Here is an 18,984-nt window from a genome sequence, read left to right as displayed (position 1 = left end):
CCCCCCGGCCCTTCGGCCGTGGGCGCCGGATCCGAAAGACCCCCGACGGGCCCCATGTCCACAGTCATCATCCGGCCAGACTGGGCCCACCAGTTCCTCCCGGTCCCATGAGTGGCTCCGACACGCCGGGCCGCAGCAAGAATCGACATCCCTGCGCACACCAGATCGAAGAACTCAGTGCGCGCATCCAGGGAAAACACATTGACCATCAAACGCTCCATCAGTCAGAGCGTTGCTGCGACCATATGACTCTGCCGTATCAGCGGATGTACCAACTGATACGTCAGCCCGAGCCGATCCGCGACCGGAAATTCACAATCACCTTCCCCGACGCTGGTGTCGAAGCCTTCGTATTCACATTCGGATAGCCCAGGAGGAAAAAACGATGTCCGAACCAGCAGCCACTTCACCGCTCACAGTCGTGCTCGTCCACGGCGCCTTCGCCGACAGTTCCAGCTGGAACGGGGTGATCGAGCTCCTTCAAGCCGACGGAATCCAGGTGTTCGCCGTCGCAGTCCCGCTTCGCGGCATCTCGTTCGACAGCGCTTACGTCGCAAGCGTGTTCGCCCAGATCCCCGGACCTATCCTCGCAGTCGCACACTCATACGGCGGCGCAGTCATCAGCAACGCCGCGACGCAGAGCCAGAACGTCGTCGGCCTCGTCTTCGTGGCCGCCTTTGCCCCCGACGAAGGCGAGAAGCTGAGCGACATCACCGCCGCTTCCAAGGACAGCGTCCTCGGCTCGGCGTTGGTGCCACGCCAGTACCCGACTGGCAGCGGAACCGGAACAGAGTTCTTCATCGACCCAGCGAAGGCCCGTCACGCATTCGCAGGAGACCTGACCGACGTGCATGCCTCGTTGATCGGCACCGTCCAACGACCGGTCACCGACATCGCGTTCGGGGAACCGTCCGGTGTACCGGCGTGGAAGACCCTACCCTCATGGGCGGTAGTGGCCACCGCCGATCGTGCCGCCGGGACAGACGTCACCAGAGCCCACGCCGAGCGGGCCGGCGCCGCCATCACCGAACTGGACGGCTCACACGTCATCATGATGTCCCAGCCCCAAGCCGTGGCCGACGTGATCCGATCGGCAATCGCAGAGGTCAGCTAAATGGACGCGCTCACGTTCGGGCCAGTCGACCAGATCGACGCCGGCGTGCTGAACGTCGGATTCGTGGACATCGGACCCGCCGACGGTCAACCCGTCGTTCTGCTGCACGGATGGCCCTACGACATCCATTGCTACGCCGACGTCGCACCGGCGCTCGGGGCTGCCGGCTATCGCGTGATCGTGCCGCACCTCCGCGGCTTCGGCACAACCCGCTTCCTCTCCGACACCACGACGCGCAATGGCCAGCAGTCCGCCTTGGCCGTCGACACGATCGAACTCATGGACGCACTCGGCATCGAGTCGGCGACCATCGCAGGCTTCGACTGGGGTGCCCGGTCTGCGAACGTCGTCGCAGCGCTCTGGCCCCGCCGATGCACGGCCTTGGTGTCCGTCAGTGGCTACCTGATCGGCAATCCGGCAGCGAACTCGGAACCGTTGCCACCATCGGCAGAGCTTTCGTGGTGGTATCAGTTCTACTTCGCGACCGAACGGGGCAGGGCCGGCTACGACAAGTACCGCGACGACTTCGCAAAGCTGATCTGGCACACCGCCTCACCCAGGTGGAGCTTCGACGATGCGACGTTCGACCGCAGCGCGGCGTCCTTCGCCAACGCCGACCACGTCGACATCGTGATCCACAACTACCGGTGGCGACTCGGGCTGGCGCCAGGCGAACTCCGTTACGACGGCTTGGAACAACAACTCGCGACTAGTCCGCCCATCACGGTGCCGACGATCACCCTCGAAGGTGATGCCAATGGCGCACCCCACCCGGACCCGAGCGCCTACACGACGAAGTTCACGGGGCAGTACACGCACCGAACCCTCTCCGGAGGGGTCGGGCACAACCTGCCGCAAGAAGCACCCGAAGCCTTCATCGAGGCCATCATCGAAGCCGACAACTTCTCGTCGTCACGACGAAGTCAAAGCCGTGACCCTAGTCGTGAACAGGGTGGCCAAGGCTTGCGATGAACCGTCCGATGGCGACTTCAGCCGTGGGAATCCCGAAGACTTCACCCTGACGGGTCGTGCATGCCACGTAGCGGCCCGTCTCGCACCACTCGAGCAGAGCGGCCATGTCCCGGGAAACCGCGGGGACGCCGTCACCAGGGGCCTCTGACGCGCCGGACATGCCGGTTGGCCTCGGCCCTACCGTGATCTTCCGGCCCAGGACACGGCTGGAAATCTCGGCGACGTCCTGGATTCTCACGGGACGGTCCCACCCAATGTCGATCCGCTCCCCTGCGGCAGATCCGTCTCCAGCGCAGCGCGGTTCCAGCGGTCGCTGGCGTCAGCCGAAGTCTGGACCGGTTGATCGGTCACAGTTCCCTCTGCCGATTCTCGATGTGGTTCCTGAGCTAAACGTGGAATCCGATTGAGGCATGGACTGATTGGACGGCGCTCGCTCCCTCTCCGACCGCTGCGGCCACGCGCTTCATTGAGCCCTTGCGGACGTCGCCCGCGGCGAAAACCCCAGGGATGCTGGTTTCGAAGGGCAGCGGCCGTCGCCCGAGAGACGACCAGCTTCCACCGAGTTCCGACGGGTCCAGGTCCGAGTCGGTAAGGATAAAACCTTCGTTGTCGAGCGCGAGTCCGTTCAGCCAGGTGGTTGCGGGAACTGCGCCGATGAAGCAGAAGAGTCCTGCGCACTCGACAAGAGTGCGGATTCCCGATTCCCGCTCCGTTATCTCAACAGCAGCGAGATGGGTTTGGCCCCGGAGGCCCGACACCTCAGCCGCGGTGTGAATAGAGACCAGCGGTTCTGCGGCCAGCCGGTCCACGAGATAGCGGGACATGTCAGCCGCGAGATCAGCACCGCGGACGACGAGGTTGACGGCGTTTCCGCGCGACGCGAGATACAGCGAAGCCTGACCGGCCGAGTTCGCGCCGCCGACAACTGTGACCGGCTTACCGGCACACCATTTGGCTTCGAGCTCAGTTGCAGCGTAGTAAATTCCGGCGCCTTGGAACTTCTCCCAGTGCGTCAGGGGAAGGGACCTGTACCGGGCGCCCGTGGAGATGATCACGGCGCGGCTTTCGAGGCTGGTGCCGTCGGTCAGCGCGAGACGAATTACGCCGGTGTCAACGTCGAGGGCTGTGACCCCGCACGGTGCCGATAGCTGAGCGCCGAACTTGAGTGCCTGCACGATCGCTTTCCCTGTCAGGTCCGTCCCGCTTATGCCGGTGGGGAAACCGAGATAGTTCTCGATCCGCGAACTTGCCGCAGCTTGTCCGCCAGGACCGACCATGTCGAACAGGACAGTTGCGAGCCCCTCAGATGCGCCGTAGACCGCAGCGGCAAGTCCCGCCGGGCCTGCGCCAATCACTGCCAGATCCACCTTTTGGTTGGCCGCTCGACGGAATGAAAGTCCGAGTTCGCGGGCCATGATCTCTGCAGTCGCGCGGCGCATCACCTTGCCGGGAGTGATGACGACCGGGAGGTCCCCGGTCTCGACCTGCACGGCCCGCATGAGCGCCTGCCCGGCAATGGAATCGGCCTCAAAATAGAGATGGGCAAGCCGTAATCGCGCCGCGAATGTCCGGAGTTCCAGTGAAGCCGCGGAGAGGCGGCTCCCCACGATCTCGACGACTCGGGCAGCTGAGTTGTTGCGAAGGAGTTCTCTCCGGGCGAGGAAGGCGCGCAATAGAATATCGGAAAGCTCGGCGTCCTCAGCCATCAGCCGACGAAACTGGGCCGGTGGGATCCTATGAATTCGTCCCGCTTGCACCACCAGCCCCGTGAGGTACACGGCTTGACCGGTGAGCAGGCTCAACTCACCGATGAAACGGCCCGGCCCATGGCTGACCACGACCTCCTCGGGTGCATCGTGGGTGGCGGCCCGGATCAGATCCACCGCTCCCCGCTCAATGACGATGAGATCGTAGGATTCGTCGCCTGCCCGGAACACGGTGTCGCCGACGGCAACGTCTTGCACGACGGCGTAACGCCAGAGGCGTCTGATCTGCTCGGCTGAAAGGACCGGGAAGGCGACACCTGCGTTCGCGTCGACCGGGATCTCTTTGGGCATCGGAACCATTCTCAGTGACGGGACTCGGCCGATTCCGGCGGACCAGAGAACGACCGCTAACGCTGTTGTGGCGGAGGCTCGACTTCGAGAACGGCTAGCAGGTCACCGAGCTTGATGTCGAGAAATGCTCCGACCTTCGTAATATCAGAGTTGTCACAGCTTGCCAACGCCGGACAGGCCGGTCGATCGAGAAGACTGCTACGCCGCCCTCGCTCGCATAGATCTCCACTTGGCGGTGGCCCTCCTCATCTGCGGAGGACCGGCCGGCTTCCTTATCGGAACCCTGCGGATCAGGCCGGATTTGCTGCCCGCGGCAACCATTCCGGCTGATCGGCGCCCATCGGATGCAGCACAGTGGTGGTGAATCCCTGCGGAAGTGACGAGAATCCGATCTGATCGGTCATTCCCTGGTAGGTGCCGAGTGGGGTCTTCGCGGTGAACAGCTCGGGCGGGATTGCCGAGTGTTCCGCGGTGCTCCCCGCTGCGGTGGTAGCGAACTCCTTGTCGAAGATCCCCAGGGAGATCAGCCAGAGACAGACGCGGGTGAGTGAGACCCGGACGCGGTAGGAGCCGCCCTCGACGGCTCTGCGGCGGAGCGCCTCCAGTACCCCGACCGTGCCGAGCCAGCCGACGATGTTGTCGACGATGGGCAGCATCGGTGGCATCCTGGGGTCTTCGAGGGTGCCGCCGAGAGCGAAGATCCCGCTGACGCAAGCGCCGATCTCGTCGAATCCCGGGCGTGTCGCCCACGGCCCCTCGGCGCCGTGCAGCAGCACCTGCGCATGGATCAGACCCCGGTGGCCGGCAGCGACTTTGTCGGCGGTCAGGCCGACCTGCTCTAGGTGGCCAGGGTGACGGTTGGAGAAGAAGACGTCCGCTTCCCGCAAGAGCTCGTCCAGCTTGGCACGATCGTCGCCGGTATCGGACAGGTACACCGAGCGCATGCCTACCTGTGTGTCCCAGTAAAACGCCTCGACCTCGCTGTCGTCGGGGCGCCACACGTTCAGGACGTCGGCCCCGAACGATGCCAGGTCCCGGCCGATCCCGGCGCCGGCAATGACATGCCCCATCCCCAGGGCCCGGATGTCTTCCAGCGGTGTCGACGCACCGGCTGCCAGCGGCTGCGGGTCGCCGTCAGCGATCTTCTCGACGGAGATGAGTGGCATGTGCTGCAGCACCTGCTGGTACTGCAGCTCCTGGAAGAACTCCTCGGACGATCGCACCTTGGCGATGATGATGCCGGCATCAGCGGCCGCCTCCTCGAGCTCATCGGCGTCCCGCCTCGCGATGGCCTCGTTGATCGACTTGGCGTTGTCCGCGCAGTCCAGGAACGTCAGGGCCTTCTGGTGCAGCCCCGGGTAGACATTGAGCGCAACCACATGCCGCCCGTCCCGGGTAGCGCGGAAGAACGGCACGTCGCCAAACGGGTTGTACTTGTTCCACTTGAGCGACGGCGGCCGCCCGTTGACCTGTTCCCAGCGCCCGTCCGCGAATCCGGAGAACCGCTGGAACGCCCTCCGAATGTCGATGGCGATGTCCTGGCCGCCGCCGCCGCGTTCGCGCCAGATCGCTGAAGCAGCAACACCCTTGGCGCCGAGCGCCACCGCCGCCGCAGACGCGAAAAGGAACGGACTGGCGATCAACGGGTCGGCTCCGCCGTAGAAGCGCACGTTCCCACCAGCGTCCTTGACGCTGAGACCGACAGTGCTTAGCACGTCGTCGAGGACTGCGTTGAAGTCGACATCAGTAGAAGTGAGGGGGTTGTTGACGCTGTGCCTGATGTGCTCCGTGAGGCCCAACATTGCTGCTCCCTTGGAGTTGACGTTCATTGCTGGTCCTTTCGTAGATGCGTCCGCGCTCTGTAAGACAAATCTGGGCCATCCGCCTCCGCGTCGCGCCCGTGGATACCACTGGCCGATCCCTAATCCCTAGCGACTATGGGGTTGAGCACTCCTGGTTCTCAGACCTAAGGATGACTACTACCTCGGAGAAGGGCACCGGCCTCGCCTCACGGTTCATCGCAACCGTCGACTTCTTCAGGAGAGGGGCCTTGGTCGGTCACGGCCTACGAGATGGCAAGCCGCGCAACGGGTTCATCTATGAAGGCCGAAAAGAGCCACTCTCAAGTTCGATGGCGACTACGTAGACGCCATCGTCATGTCCATCATCCGCTCCGACTGGGAATCCTGATATAAGAATTTCTTTGTATCGGGGGATATTCTTTTATGGATTCAGAATCAGGCTGACCCAGTGGTCCGGATCATCGGCGCGCGGGAGGCGCCGGACGTTGCATCTGACGTCGCTCGTCACCCCGGGTTGTCTCAGCCGAGGATTTCGGCGCGTTTCTTGACGGCGTTGACGTAATCGATGAGGGCCTGCTGCGTATCGGCCACGGCATTCCAGAGCACCCCCCGCAGCAGGCCAGTGAACTCTACATTCACGCGCAGGCGGGTCATGCCGCCCTCGGGGTCAAGCGTGAAGGTGCACAGACCGGTGAACAGACCCAGGGGCAGGCCCCCGGTCCAGGTCATCACCTCGCCTGGCATCTGCTGGACACGCAGCCGGACAACGCGGCTCCCACCTGTTCGGGTCCGGATTCTGATGGTGCCACCATTGCGCGGCTCGCCAGTGACATGCGTGATGCCGGACGCCCAAACGGCGTAGTTCCGGGCATCGGTGATGATGTCCCAGACGGTAGAGCCTCGGGCTTTGATCAGCGCCTCAGCCTCGACGCAATGCATAGAGCTACCGTATCCGGCGCATCCGGGGACGGCGCCAGAGGATTTGGGCACCCGCTTGGTGAACATCAGCTCACGAACCACGGCATAGTCAAAGGGGCCGGCCGCCACCACGACGATTCAGGCGGCGGCCGGCCCCATGCCCACGGCATCACCGATAACCGGACTGTCGATGCGGACGATCTCCAGTTCGGCCATGTCCAACAACCGGCGCCCGCCCGTGAGGTCATCCATGATCCAGAACAGCCCGTGGTCGGGTGCCCTCTCTGTGACCCGTCCATGGTGAACGAGGGCGCCCTTGTACCGGGCGTCGATTTCATCCCCGGCCGCCAGGTCATGGCAGGAGCTGACAATGGTCTTCTCATCTGTGGTCATGATCGGGTCCCTTCCGAGGCGTCCCATGCTTACAGAGTGCACGGCCAAGGTTGCAGAGAAGTTTCCGCCCCATGATTTCTTCGTGTTTTCGGCCTGTCACCGTCCGCTACATCCGTGGCGGCCCGCGCTGGCGTCGCGCCACCCACGACCGAAGACCAGGCGACACGCTGGCGTAACGTGGAAAGCCCCGAAGGTTCTGGCCTGGACGCCCCCTGGTCACTCCCTCAGGCCGATAATTGGTGTGGGCTGGCGGGTCATGCAGTGACGGTCCTGGGAGGTGTTGCGCGGAAGGACAACGAACCCTGCGATACCGGCCAGCGCTTACTGGCGCCGCCGGTTCAGCACAGCACGGTAAGCAAGCTGATGGACGCCGCAGGGTCCCGGGCGTCAAACTGACGTCATGGACGACACGGAAAAGCATCAAACCATCGTCAAGGTCACCGATCGGCTCGCCGTACGCTACCCGCACGCTCCCCGGCCTCTGATCGCCGGCATTGTCGCGGAGGAATACAAAATACTGGATGCAGGCCGCATCCGGACCTACATTCCGACCCCGGTAGAAAACAAAGCCCGGAACCGGCTCCGCGGCTTCATCACACAGACCGAAAACGCGTAGCAACCTGGCTTCGCGGTCAGAGGGAGTTTCAGCGAGGCCCTGGCCGCATAAGAAAGAGCGTGCCGAAATCCTCGGATAGCTTCCCGGATTGCGGGCCCGTCCGTGCCCGCCGGCCATTAGGCACCTTCTGAACCCGCGGAGGAACCGCGTCCAGCAGTCGAGATGCAGGCTCTGCTCAGGTGTAGCGACACGGAGTATCGGGCGCCTGCATGGTGCCTGCAGCCACCGCCCGGTCCCATGCCAGGGCCCATGATCGCTCAATGAACATTGGATGTCTTCGAGCTGCCTGCTGGCGCCCCCTCCGCGCACGACAGGAAACACCCTGGAATCCAAGGATTCCAGGGTGTTTTTTTGTGCTGCGGGACGGCCACGGGTGCGGCAGCAGCCTGGTCTGCCTGCACGCCGGAATCCTGGTCAGTCTGGTCGGTAATGTCTTCCATAGTGAACCTGCATGTGTGCGGCGCGCGCCGTGCCGCTACCCGGGCACTCGATATTCCTCAGCTGTGAGGTGCCAGAGGGTGCCGGTGGTGCTGACTATCAGTTTGTAGGTCCCCGGCGGCAAGGTGACGCCGATCGCCCCAGCGCCGCCCTTAACCAGGGAAAGGATGGTGAGGGCCGGTCCTTTCACGGGTTGGAGGTACACGACGGCCGGCCCGGTGAACGTGTACTCGACGTGGAGCTTGCCGGTGACGGTCACGACCGGCCCCGGGTGTTTCGTGGCGGAGGCTTCCGCGACGGTCACCCACTCTTTCATCGGCGGCGGGGCCGGGTTCAGCAGTGCTTTCAAGGCTGTGACGGTGGCGGTGACAGTTCCGGCGACGGGGGCCGCGGTGAAGCAGATCACCATACCCACGAAGGTGACGACCACGACAGCCGAGGCCAGGCGCAGGCGGCGGCGCAGGGAGTTGGTCCCGACCAACGGCATGGATGCACCGTCGGCGGCGTATTCTTTGGTGACCCGGAACAGGTCAATGAGCCACCAGATACCGGCCCCGCCGAGGGTCAACAGCTTCAGGGTGCCGGTGGCGGGCCTGCGGAGGTAGAACCGGTCCGCGCCGGTGAAACCCAGGAACAACGCCAGCAGCCACGCAGTCCGCAGAGATCGCCGCGGCGGCAGGTCGCGTTCGATGAAGAGCCCGTACTGCTCGGTGAGGGGCACATTGCCATTCTGGAACAGCCAGAACGGGATGTCCATGTCCCGGACCATCGTAGCCGCCCTGGCCCTGCTGCTGGGCCGCATACCCGCTGCTTTGCTATTGCGGCCCGGCCTCGGCCGGTTGTTCGGGTTCGGGCAGCGGATCGCGGCCGGACCACGTCTTGAGGACGGTCCAGGCCACGGCGGTGATCGGCACGGCAATCAGGGCTCCGACGATGCCTGCGAGCGTGGTGCCTGCCGCCAGGACGAGAAGGATGGCCAGCCCGTGGATGCTGAGCACTTTGCCCATCAGGACCGGCTGCAGGAAGTGGTGCTCGAGCTGGTTCACCCCGATCACGACGGCGGTGACGATGAGTGCCTGGATGGGGCCGTTGGAGATCAGTGCGACGGCGATGGCGAGGCTGCCCGCGACGGTGGCACCGACGATCGGGATGAATCCGCCCAGGAAGATGAACACGCCGAGCGGCAGGGCCAGCGGCACTCCCATGATGGCGAGGGCGATCCCGACGGTGAGACCGTCGATCGCGGCGACAATGGCGGTGCCGCGGACGTACGCGCCAAGGACAACGGTGCTGCGGTCCGCTGCCAGGCGTGCCTTGGCGCGGTGGTCGGCGGGAAGGAAGCCGATGAGGAAACTCCGGATCTCAGGCCCGTCCTTGAGGAAGAAAAACAGCGTCACGACCATCAACACGGCCCCGGTGAAAAGTTCCCCCACGGTGCGTGCCCCGATGATTGCTTCTGCACCGAAGGAGCTGGAGGTGAAGAACTCCCGCACCGAGTCGATGGCGGCGGTGATCTGTTGGTCGCTGACGGGGACGGGTCCGGTGTTGAGGAAAGTGTGCAGCTGGGCGACCCCGGCAGCAGCGCGGGCTGAGAGCTCTGCCCACTGGCCGGAGACCAGGACCACGATGCCGGTGATGATGCCGCCGACAACGGCGAGGATGGCCACGAAGGAGGCAAGGACTGCGAGGGCACGTGGCCACGAGCGCTGTGTGAGCCAGCGGACCAGCGGGGAGATTGCGGCGGCCAGGATGGCGGCAATCAGCACCGGGATGATGACGAGCGGAACGCGGGTTGCGGTCCAGATGATCGCCCACGCGAGGGCTGCCACCGTGAGGGCCTGGACGGAGCGGATGCTGGCGCGGCCGAGTCCGTCCGACCATATGGCCGCAATACCGGTCCGGAGTTCGGTCATAGGGGTCTCTCTTTCGAGGCGCTGAGGTGTCGCGACTAGTCCCAGCGCAGGGGTTTCGGCCTGGACTCTTGCCACACCTCGTAGAACCGCGCGCGGGCTTGATCGCCGCGTAGTTGCTCCAACGCATGGAGGCGCCCGTAGCTGAATCCGCTGCCTCCGCCGGCCTCGGATTGCGCCGCGAGTGTGAGCAGGGTTTCCCGGGTGACGACGCTGTCCTGGAAGTCTCCGAGTATTTCCTGGATGCCCTCCGCGGCCCGGGCAAGGGCAATTGCTTGCTTGTCGAAGATAGGGGAAGCCGCCTCCGCGGCATAACGCAGCCGCTTGGCGCTCTTTCGAACTTCATGCAGTGCGGCATCCTGGGGCCCGCGTCCGGTGGCAACATCGACGGCGCGGACCGCTGCCTTCAGGCGCTTTTGCTCGTCCGAGACGAGCCGGCCAACAGTCGGCAGCGCTTCCTTCGACGCTGATGGGCTGAGCGGAGGTGCGGCAAGGAACGCATCGAGGGAATCGAGGAGACGGAAGTACCGGTCGCTGTCCAGCGCCGCCAAGCCTGCGGCACGGCTCTGTTGCTGGATGGCGCCGAGGTGCTCTTCGATTTCCTGCGCAACTGGACCGATCAACATCTCCGGCGGCTCTGCGCTGATCATGTCCTTCAGCCTGGCGCGGATGACCTCGGTGTCCCGGGCCTGGCCCACAGCGCCGGCGAGCCACTGCAGTTCCGCCCGCAGGACCTTGGCCAACGCCTTATCTGTGAGCTTCCGGAACGTCGCCAACGCTGACCGTAGCCGGCGCGCGGCCACCCGGAGTTGATGCACGGCATCGGGCGCATCGACTCTGACTCCGGAGTCATGCAACTTCAGGGCGCGTATCTGTTGGAACATGTAGGACAGTGCCATGTCCGAAGCCGGACCGTGCGGGCTCGGCTTTGGAGCCGCAGCGGGATCACCCGGATAGTTAGATCCGAGCGCCCTGGCCAGCTTGGACGGCAGGGAGGATACGGGGACGCCGTCAGCTGCGAGCAGCGTGTCGGCGTCCTGGAGTAGTTGTCGGGGACCGTCGGCGAGTTCAATTTCCCACTCCCGCCACCGCGAAGGTTCCGCCGTGATCAACAGGGATTGCGCCTCGACGTGGTCGTCGCTGAACTGGGCCAGGATTGCACCGTCGGCGGCGTACAAGGGAGTCGAGCTCCGGCTGGTCTTGACGCGTGCCACAGGCACCAGCACGTCGCTGCGGGTGTGAACGAGAACTAACTGGCGCAAACGCTCCGGTACGGCATCCTGATCGCCTCCAAGCGGCTCCCCTATCTCCCGCCGCTCCCCCACGGTGACTGGGAGTTTGAGGTGCCAGCCTGCATCCGGTCCGCCGGACCGCCGGCGCAGGGTGATCCGCCGGGCGGCCAGCGCCAGTGCCTCGGTATCAAAGTAGACGGCGTCCAGCTGGTCGTTTACGGGCTGTCCGACGCGATCCACCCCTTGGATTGATCCCAGTCGCGGGAGGGCGTCGGATTCCGAAGGGCTGTACTTGTGTTCCACCTCAATGACTTCGGAACCGGCCATGCTCCATTCTAGGAAACCGGAATGCCCGCTCGCCTGTGCCCAAAGCCCCCAATCGCCGGAACCTGGCGCGGAGGCTGCGGTGGCCCGGGTGCACTTGGCGAAGCTCCGGTCAAATAGCGGTTGACCGGAGCTTCGGGACCATTATGGGCAGTGCTTCCTGTGTATTGGCCGGGAGAGGCCGCCCGCCGCTACCGGTTGAGCATGTCGCTCATGACGGGCGCCTTGCGGACGTTGTCGGTCAGCGGCGTCAGCCCCCAGACGTCCTCGATGGTGTGCAGCAAGGAGTAGTGCGAGTAGGCGGTCTTGGAGGTGAAGCCCTTCCGAGCCGCCGTACCAGCAAAAACTGTGGCTACCCGGTTGTCATCGTCGCTTCCTTCATCCCACGTGACCACCAGCAGTGAGTTCTGCGTCGTGAAGGCCTGCGATCCAAGGATCTTGGGCACCTCCCGGGACAGCCAGTCGTCCCCGGTGTTGATCGGACAGTTGTGCGTATCGTTGCACATGTTGGGACTGATGAAGACGTAGTTCGGCGTTGTGGACGCCGACTGGAGGTCCTGGTCCAGCCGGCGGAACGGCACGACGTGGTCCGCGCACGCGGCCTTGTCCCCTGTCACGGCGGGGTAGTACATGAACGGATTGTGCTTCACCGCGTACGCGCCGGAATTCTTCGCGGCACAGGGCGTGGGCATGCTCTCGGCGTACATTTTCCAGGACCTTCCGGTTTGGGTGACCTCATCGGCGATGGACCTCACATCTGCCGTGCAGGACCTCGGTTTGCAGTCGCTGGTAATCCCCGCGTTCGTTCCGCTCGTCAAGGCCAGATAGTTGGGCAGGCTCGGGTGCATGATCGCCTGGTAGTTGGCGGCCAGTGAGAATTCCGCCGCCAGCTTGTTGAAGTAGCCTGCTTCGCTGGCGCCGAGGATCTCCGAGGCCGCTTTGTTTTCCAGGACGATGATCACAATGTGCTCGACGCCGGCTTTGCCCGGCTGTACTGGGGCCGGGTGGGGCGCCGGCTGTGCGAAGTAAGGGGAAGGTGGTGGAGTCTCGGCGGGAGGCGTGCCCTGGCCAGAGGGCCCGGGCGGGGATTCGGAAGGCGTAGATTGGGTAGGCGTGGATTGGGATGGCGCAGGCGGGCCGGCCTGGAAGGGCTGCACCGGGGTGCAACCCACCAGCAATATCCCCAGCGCCCAAACGCCGGCCAGGGAGCCTCGGCCGATCCGCGTCATCGGACCATGCTAGCGGCCTATATCGGCACGGCCAATGCTGTTCGCGGGCCCGGCCTCAGGCCCGGCTCAGGTCCGGCTCAGGTCCGGCTCAGGCTCAGGGATGGAGCGCAGTCCGGACGGTGCCCAGCAGGGAGAGGAACCGCTCATTGCCCGGCAGGTCATCGATCAGTACCACGCCCTCGGGAGCGGCCAGGGGGATGCGCCAGTTCGGATACTGGGTGCTGGTGCCCGGCTGGTTCTGGGTCCGGGTCTCCCCCACGGCGTCGACGAGCGCCACCCCCAGCAGCGCGGACGGGGCCAGTGCCGTGTAGGCGTACAGCGCCTCCACCGTCGTCCGGACGTCATTGCCACCGGTGTCCGTCAACAGGCCGCGTGCCCGGACTTGGGCCAGCACTGCCTCCTGCTCGGCCGCGGCCTCGGCGCGTTCTTCAGCCACGGGGCGCCGCAATAGCCCGAGCGATTCCCGCAAAGTGACGTGTTCACCGGCAAGGTAACCCGCTGTCGGGGGCAGATCGTGGGTGTTGACGCTGGTCAGGCATTGCTGGCGGTAGTGCTCCGGCGGGATCGGGCCGTCGGCGTCGTGTTCGAACCAGAGAATCGATGTGCCGAAGATTCCCCGCTCGGCCAGGTAGCCGCGGACCCACGGTTCGAACACGCCCAGGTCTTCGCCAATCACGATCGCCCCCGCCCGTTGCGCCTCGAGGGCCAGGATGCCGATGAGGGCCTCGTAGTCGTAGTGCACGTAGGTGCCGCTCTCCGGGCCGGCGCCCTCGGGGATCCACCACAACCGGAACAAGCCGAGGATATGGTCCACGCGGATCCCGCCGGCGTGCCGCAGCACGGTCCGGAGCATGTCCCGGTAGGCGGCGTAGCCGGAATCTGCGAGCCGGCCCGGATGCCACGGCGGCTGGGACCAATTCTGGCCCAGCTGGTTGAACATGTCCGGAGGTGCGCCCACCGTGACACCCCGGGCGAGAACGCCGGACAGCGACCAAGAGTCGGCACCACCAGGTTTCACGCCAACGGCGAGGTCATGGACGACGCCGATCCCCATCCCCGCCTGACGGGCGGAACGCTGTGCCGCCTCGAGCTGCTGGTCGCAGAGCCACTGGAGCCAGCGGTGGAATTCGATCCGGGGCGCGAGCATCTGCCGCTGCTCGACACAGTACGGCGACGCCGGGGTTGCTGCCTCTCCGCTCCATTCCGGCGCCGACGGCGGCAGCCGTTCGGCGAGCGCACACCACAGCGCAAAGTCCTCGAGTCCCTGCCCGTGCTCGGCGCAGAAGTCCGCGAACTCCCGGGTCCGCGCCGGGCCGCGGCGGACGGCAAAGACGAGTTCCAGGGCTGCGAGCTTCGCCGCGTAGCTGGCGTTGCGGTCCAGGAGGTCCCGGGACCGGTTGGCCGCCTGCAGACCTTCGGCCAGGCGTGCTACCTCGGCCCGGCCGGCAGCGTCCAGGTAGCCATATTCCGGGATTTCCTCCACCCGCAGGTAGAGCGGGTTGAAAAAGCGCCGCGTGGCGGGCAGGTACGGGGAGTCTTCGACCGGCGGCACTGGTTCGGCGGCATGCAGCGGGTTGACCAGCACAAAGCCGGCCCCCTGCTCGCCGGCAACCGCGGCGAGGTCGCCGAGATCTGCAAAGTCACCAATCCCCCAGGACCGGGAGGAGCGCACGGAGTACAGCTGGGCCGTCAGCCCCCAGGTGCGGCGTCCCGCGAGGGGGGCGGGGGTCCGGAGCTGGTCAGGCGTCACCACCAGCGGGCACTGCGCCAAGGTGCCGTCGGTGTCGGCGTTTATGGTGTGCCAGCCGAGGCTGAGGTCGCCGGGGATGGCGAACGTGGCACGCCCTGTGAGGACGCCGTCGACGTGAACCGGCTGGTCCCAGTTCTCCCGTTGGGCAGCCTCGAGTCTGCTGCCGTCCTCGGCGTCGATCCAGACGCGGACCTCGCTTCCGTGCCGGACGTGGACATCCACGTGGGTCTCCCGCCCCTCCCTCACTACAAGAACCGGGGGGAGGATGCGCCGCCACGGTGCCAGCCGGGACTCTGCCAAGGAGCGTTGTTGCTCTTGGGGCCCGTTGGCGGGGACCCCGAGGGCCGCCAGTACGCCCCGCAGTGTTCCGGCGGCCACGGAGCGCTCTACTCCGTCCCAGCCCCAGTAGCTCGTGTCGACGCCATAGGCCGCGGCGAGTTCACGCAGCAATGCTTCGGCCGTATCAGTGTCCCCGGCGTGCCCGGCAATTCCGGGTGTCGCGGCGTATTCGGGGTTCTCGGTCTTTTCGGGGCTTGCGGGGCTTGCGGTGTTCTCGGGGTGCGTCTGGTCCGCCATGCGCCCACTCTAGACGCTGCCTCCCGCCCGGCGCCCTCTCCGTGGATTTGGGATTCACCTACCAGTTCTTCGAGTCGGCTGACGCTACTGACACGGCCCCGGGTTCGGACGGGCCTATGGGCCCGTTTAGACGCCGCCACGGCGTCCGCGCTAGCCTTGCACTCTATGGTTGACGTCGAACGGTTCCGGATCCTGCTGCAAGAGGAACGTCAGCGGAAACTTGCCCTCCTTCCCGCTCTCCGCGCGGACATCACCTCGGTCAATGCCGCCCGCCGGGACTCCAATGTCGACGACGAACACGACCCCGAGGGCACCACGATCGCCTTCGAACTATCCCAGGCCTCCGCGCTCCTGGAACAGAGCAGGGCTTCCCTGGCGCAGATCGATGCTGCCCTTGCCCGGATGGACGAGGGCACCTACGGGTTCTGCGGGGTGTGCGGCGCCCCGATCCCCGAGGGCCGGCTGGAGGCCAGGCCCTGGACCGCGTACTGCATCGAACACGCCTCGGGCCGGGCATGATCCGGCTCGGCCTGCCGGCGGAACCGAACCTCGCCCTGACGTGGTGGGAGCGGATCGTTGCCGGATTCACGCACGCCTCCAGCCCGCACGTGACCGGCACCGAGCTCGTTGCGGTGATCCTGCTGGCTGTTGCCGTGTCCCTGCCTCGCCTGTCCTGGCGCTACTTTGGCCTGCTCGCCACCGTGACCCACGAACTCGGCCACGCGTTTGCGGCCCTCACCACCGGCCAGCGGCTCGGCGGCATCCGGCTGGGCCTGGACCACTCCGGCACCACCACGACCTACAGCAAGAGCCGCCTGTCCGCCGCCTGGTCAACCTTCTGGGGTTACCCCGTGCCCGCCGTCGTTGGGGCGGTCATGGTCTGGTGCGGTTTCAACGGCTGGGGTCCGGCCGCAATGTCGGTGGGCACCCTGATCCTCCTGGCCTCATTCCTGTTCCTCCGCAACGGCGTCGGCCTGCTCATCACCGCGGCCGCCGTGCTGGCCTCGGCGCTGCTGGTGCTCTTTGTGCCGCCGGTGTTCAACGGACATGTGATGATCGTGCTGGGCCTGGCCCTCCTGGTCGCCGCCGTCAGGGACCTCGGCAAATTGGCAAACGTCCATCTGCGGCACCGTGACAGGCTCCCGACGTCGGACGCCTATCTGTTGGCCCGGGCCACCTCCGTACCGGCCGCGGTGTGGATTGCCCTCTTCGCCGCGGTGGTGGCCGGCGCCTGGTGGTTTGCCTGGCAGCCGATGGCGCCGGTGTTCACGGCACTGTAGTTCACAACAGCGTTCGGACCGTTCAATGCCCGGCCTTAGGCTGGGACCATGAGCCTGACTACGCACACCGACGATCCGGGATTCAGCACCAAGGGCGCCTACGTGACCGGCGGCGAGGAATTCACCCGGGACACCAACTACATTGAGGACCGGATCACCCGGGACGGCGGCGCGGGCAGCAATGGCGAGCCCGGCTGGCCGGTGGAACCTGGCCGTTACCGCCTCATCGCGGCGCGGGCCTGCCCGTGGGCCAACCGCACGGTGATCGTGCGGCGGCTGCTCGGCCTGGAAGAGGTCATCTCCCTCGGCCAGCCCGGTCCCACCCACGACGCCCGGTCCTGGACTTTCGACCTCGACCCGGACGGCAGGGATCCCGTCCTCGGCATTGAACGCATCCAGGACGCCTACTTCCGCCGCTTTCCGGACTACCCCCGCGGGATTACCGTCCCGGCGATCGTGGACGTTCCCACCGGGCAGGTCGTCACGAACGACTTCGCCCAGATCACGCTCGACTTTTCCACGGAATGGGCGCAGTATCACCGGGCCGGCGCGCCGGAGCTGTACCCGGAACACCTGAGGGAAGAAATCGACGCCGTCAACAAGCGCGTCTTCACTGAGGTGAACAACGGCGTCTACCGGTGCGGCTTTGCCGGTTCCCAAGAGGCCTACAACGCCGCCTATGACCGGCTCTGGACGGCCCTGGACTGGCTCGAGGACCGCCTTAACGGCCAACGCTACTTGGTGGGCAACACCATCACGGAGGCAGATGTCCGCCTGTTCACCACGCTGGCCCGCTTCGACGCCGTGTACCACGGCCACTTCAAGTGCAACCGGCAAAAGCTCAGCGAGATGCCGGTCCTGTGGGCCTACGCGCGCGACTTATTCCAGACGCCCGGATTCGGTGACACCACCGACTTCGTGCAGATCAAGCAGCACTACTACATCGTTCATGAGGACATCAATCCCACCGGAGTCATCCCGCGCGGACCGGAACTGGGCAACTGGCTCTCGGAACACGGCCGCGCTGCGCTGGGCGGGCGGCCGTTCGGCGACGGCACGCCTCCCGGACCGGTCCGGGCCGGTGAAGAGGTCGCCGCGGGACAGGGCGCGGCCTGATGCCGGCAGCGGCCGGCGCGGCGGCGGGGTGGGGCATGGCGACCACATCCATGGAGACAGCGTCTGTGGCGACACCAGCGCAGTCCGCCTCGGCTGGCCTTGCCACGCCCGAATTCGTGCGAGTACGTGAGCTCTTCGACTCCTTCCTTTCCGATGATCCCGGCTACAGCGCGCAACTGTCCGTCTTCCACCGCGGCACCAAGGTGGTGGACCTTAGCGGCGGCCCGGGGTTCGCGCCTGGCGACATCACGGGCACTTATTCCTGTTCCAAAGGAGTCGCCGCGTTCGTCATCGCCCTCCTCGTCCAGGACGGCCGCCTCGACCTCGACCGGACCGTCGCGTCCTACTGGCCCGAGTTCGGCGTCCACGGCAAGGACCGGCTCACTGTGCGGCAGGCCCTTTCCCATCAGGCGGGCCTGCCCGGCGTCGTCGGCGGGTTTCCCTTGGCGGAATTTACGACGTCTGCCGCGGCACGGCGTCTGGCGGCGTCGGCGCCACTGTGGCGCCCGGGCACGGCATTCGGCTACCACGCATTGACCATCGGGATCCTGATGGAGGAGCTCTGCCGCCGCGCCTCGGGGATGCCGCTCCAGGGGCTCTACGACGAGCACATCCGCCGCCCGTGGGGCATCGACTTCTTCCTTGGCCTGCCCGAGGACCAGGAACCGCGGTACCGCGAGGTGCTCTACGATCCGGACCCGGCCCAGCCGTGGCTGGATCCGCTCAGCCTCAACGGCCTCAACAGCAACGCGCCGGTCAGCACCATCATGGAACTGCCCAACCATCGCGCCGTGCGCGCCTCGGGAATGAGCAGCGCCGGTGGTGTGGGGTCGGCCGAAGGGCTGGCCCGGCTCTACGCCGCCGCCACAACGGGGGTGGACGGCAGTCCCGCGTTCCTGAGTTCGGCCACCATCGATCTCATGGCCGCGGAGCAGGTCTGGGGACTGGACCGTTGCTCCGGCTCGGACAACGCCTTTGCCGTGGTGTTCATTAAGCCCCAGCCGGGGCGGGACTTCGGCAGCCATCTGGCGTTCGGACACGAGGGCGCCAACGGTGCCCTGGGCTTCGCGGATCCCGGCTACGGCCTCGGGTTCGGCTATGTACCCCGCCGCAGCGAAGAGGGCAGGACCGGGGGCCGGGCCCAGCGGCTGTCCGCGGCGGTGCGGCAGGCCGCCCACGCCGCGTCCTGACCGGCGTCGATTCGGGCCGGTCAGCGCCGGAGCCGGTTCGTCCACTTGTAGCAGCAACCTCCGAGCC

General features: G+C 65.9%; 19 protein-coding genes. 8 read left to right on the top strand and 11 right to left on the bottom strand.

Annotation, left to right across the window (positions count from 1 at the left end; translation table 11 throughout):
• Positions 1 to 209, bottom strand: a 209-nt coding sequence (locus BLS42_RS20515) for a hypothetical protein (RefSeq protein WP_218122120.1), incomplete at its 3' end; no start/stop codon positions are given.
• On the opposite strand from BLS42_RS20515, the gene BLS42_RS20765 reads away from it, so the two are divergent.
• From BLS42_RS20765 to BLS42_RS05920, 3 genes are read left to right on the top strand one after another with little or no spacing between them, the layout of a single operon-like run.
• Positions 108 to 368, top strand: a complete 261-nt coding sequence (locus BLS42_RS20765; protein ID WP_371129518.1) for a hypothetical protein — start codon at positions 108 to 110, stop codon at positions 366 to 368. The two genes, BLS42_RS20515 and BLS42_RS20765, sit on opposite strands and share 102 nt — an antisense overlap.
• A 17-nt stretch (positions 369 to 385) precedes the next feature.
• Positions 386 to 1,114 carry an alpha/beta hydrolase gene (locus BLS42_RS05925; RefSeq protein ID WP_090577912.1) on the top strand — a complete coding sequence of 243 codons (729 nt, stop codon included), beginning with the start codon at positions 386 to 388 and terminating at the stop codon, positions 1,112 to 1,114.
• On the top strand, positions 1,115 to 2,086 hold the full coding sequence (locus BLS42_RS05920) for an alpha/beta fold hydrolase (protein WP_090577910.1): 972 nt from the start codon (positions 1,115 to 1,117) through the stop codon (positions 2,084 to 2,086). It begins immediately after the preceding gene.
• Here the strand turns inward: BLS42_RS05920 and BLS42_RS19915 are convergent.
• From BLS42_RS19915 to BLS42_RS05900, 5 genes are all read right to left on the bottom strand, one after another.
• Positions 2,052 to 2,324 (bottom strand): hypothetical protein, encoded by a 273-nt coding sequence (locus BLS42_RS19915; RefSeq protein WP_143019149.1) that lies wholly within the window; start codon positions 2,322 to 2,324, stop codon positions 2,052 to 2,054. The genes BLS42_RS05920 and BLS42_RS19915 overlap by 35 nt on opposite strands.
• Positions 2,325 to 2,472: 148 nt before the next feature.
• Entirely contained in the window at positions 2,473 to 4,143 is a 1,671-nt protein-coding gene (locus BLS42_RS05915; RefSeq protein WP_090577907.1) for an FAD-dependent oxidoreductase, read from the bottom strand.
• A 290-nt stretch (positions 4,144 to 4,433) separates the two neighbouring features.
• The gene (locus tag BLS42_RS05910) at positions 4,434 to 5,972 is read right to left on the bottom strand and encodes a CoA transferase (protein WP_218122074.1); all 1,539 of its coding nucleotides are present in this window, start codon (positions 5,970 to 5,972) and stop codon (positions 4,434 to 4,436) included.
• Positions 5,973 to 6,464: 492 nt separating this feature from the next.
• Positions 6,465 to 6,884, bottom strand: a complete 420-nt coding sequence (locus tag BLS42_RS05905) for an SRPBCC family protein (protein WP_176803213.1) — start codon at positions 6,882 to 6,884, stop codon at positions 6,465 to 6,467.
• A 117-nt stretch (positions 6,885 to 7,001) separates the two neighbouring features.
• Positions 7,002 to 7,256 carry a hypothetical protein gene (locus BLS42_RS05900; RefSeq protein WP_090577902.1) on the bottom strand — a complete coding sequence of 85 codons (255 nt, stop codon included), beginning with the start codon at positions 7,254 to 7,256 and terminating at the stop codon, positions 7,002 to 7,004.
• 400 nt (positions 7,257 to 7,656) lie between these two features.
• On the opposite strand from BLS42_RS05900, the gene BLS42_RS05895 reads away from it, so the two are divergent.
• Positions 7,657 to 7,872: a three-helix bundle dimerization domain-containing protein gene (locus BLS42_RS05895; protein WP_090577899.1), complete on the top strand. Its 216-nt coding sequence runs from the start codon at positions 7,657 to 7,659 to the stop codon at positions 7,870 to 7,872.
• A gap of 475 nt (positions 7,873 to 8,347) precedes the next feature.
• On the opposite strand, the gene BLS42_RS05890 is transcribed toward BLS42_RS05895, so the two are convergent.
• The 5 genes from BLS42_RS05890 to malQ form a co-directional block, all read right to left on the bottom strand.
• Entirely contained in the window at positions 8,348 to 9,067 is a 720-nt protein-coding gene (locus tag BLS42_RS05890; RefSeq protein ID WP_090578010.1) for a TM2 domain-containing protein, read from the bottom strand.
• A 58-nt stretch (positions 9,068 to 9,125) separates the two neighbouring features.
• Positions 9,126 to 10,223 carry an AI-2E family transporter gene (locus BLS42_RS05885; RefSeq protein ID WP_256336279.1) on the bottom strand — a complete coding sequence of 366 codons (1,098 nt, stop codon included), beginning with the start codon at positions 10,221 to 10,223 and terminating at the stop codon, positions 9,126 to 9,128.
• A gap of 35 nt (positions 10,224 to 10,258) precedes the next feature.
• Entirely contained in the window at positions 10,259 to 11,779 is a 1,521-nt protein-coding gene (locus tag BLS42_RS05880; RefSeq protein WP_090577894.1) for a CYTH and CHAD domain-containing protein, read from the bottom strand.
• Between the two features lie 188 nt (positions 11,780 to 11,967).
• Positions 11,968 to 12,738, bottom strand: a complete 771-nt coding sequence (locus BLS42_RS05875; RefSeq protein WP_176803211.1) for an alkaline phosphatase family protein — start codon at positions 12,736 to 12,738, stop codon at positions 11,968 to 11,970.
• A gap of 361 nt (positions 12,739 to 13,099) precedes the next feature.
• A complete protein-coding gene (gene malQ, locus BLS42_RS05870; RefSeq protein WP_090577889.1) occupies positions 13,100 to 15,331 on the bottom strand; it encodes a 4-alpha-glucanotransferase in 2,232 nt (743 codons plus the stop codon).
• A gap of 165 nt (positions 15,332 to 15,496) precedes the next feature.
• Between malQ and BLS42_RS05865 the strand changes: the two genes are divergently transcribed.
• The 4 genes from BLS42_RS05865 to BLS42_RS05850 all read left to right on the top strand — a co-directional run bounded on the left by BLS42_RS05865 (position 15,497) and on the right by BLS42_RS05850 (position 18,917).
• Positions 15,497 to 15,850 carry a TraR/DksA family transcriptional regulator gene (locus BLS42_RS05865; RefSeq protein ID WP_090577886.1) on the top strand — a complete coding sequence of 118 codons (354 nt, stop codon included), beginning with the start codon at positions 15,497 to 15,499 and terminating at the stop codon, positions 15,848 to 15,850.
• Positions 15,847 to 16,611, top strand: a complete 765-nt coding sequence (locus BLS42_RS05860) for a M50 family metallopeptidase (protein WP_090577883.1) — start codon at positions 15,847 to 15,849, stop codon at positions 16,609 to 16,611. The genes BLS42_RS05865 and BLS42_RS05860 overlap by 4 nt, the downstream gene beginning before the upstream one ends.
• A 48-nt stretch (positions 16,612 to 16,659) precedes the next feature.
• Positions 16,660 to 17,727 carry a glutathione S-transferase family protein gene (locus BLS42_RS05855; protein WP_090577880.1) on the top strand — a complete coding sequence of 356 codons (1,068 nt, stop codon included), beginning with the start codon at positions 16,660 to 16,662 and terminating at the stop codon, positions 17,725 to 17,727.
• Positions 17,728 to 17,792: 65 nt separating this feature from the next.
• Positions 17,793 to 18,917, top strand: coding sequence for a serine hydrolase domain-containing protein (locus BLS42_RS05850; RefSeq protein WP_256336278.1), 1,125 nt, complete (start codon positions 17,793 to 17,795; stop codon positions 18,915 to 18,917).
• The last annotated feature ends 67 nt before the right edge of the window (positions 18,918 to 18,984 follow it).

This window comes from Arthrobacter sp. ov407, assembly GCF_900102895.1.
GTDB lineage: Bacteria > Actinomycetota > Actinomycetes > Actinomycetales > Micrococcaceae > Arthrobacter.
The sequence above is the reverse complement of the archived record's forward strand: the minus strand, read 5'-3'. Positions and strand labels throughout refer to the sequence as shown.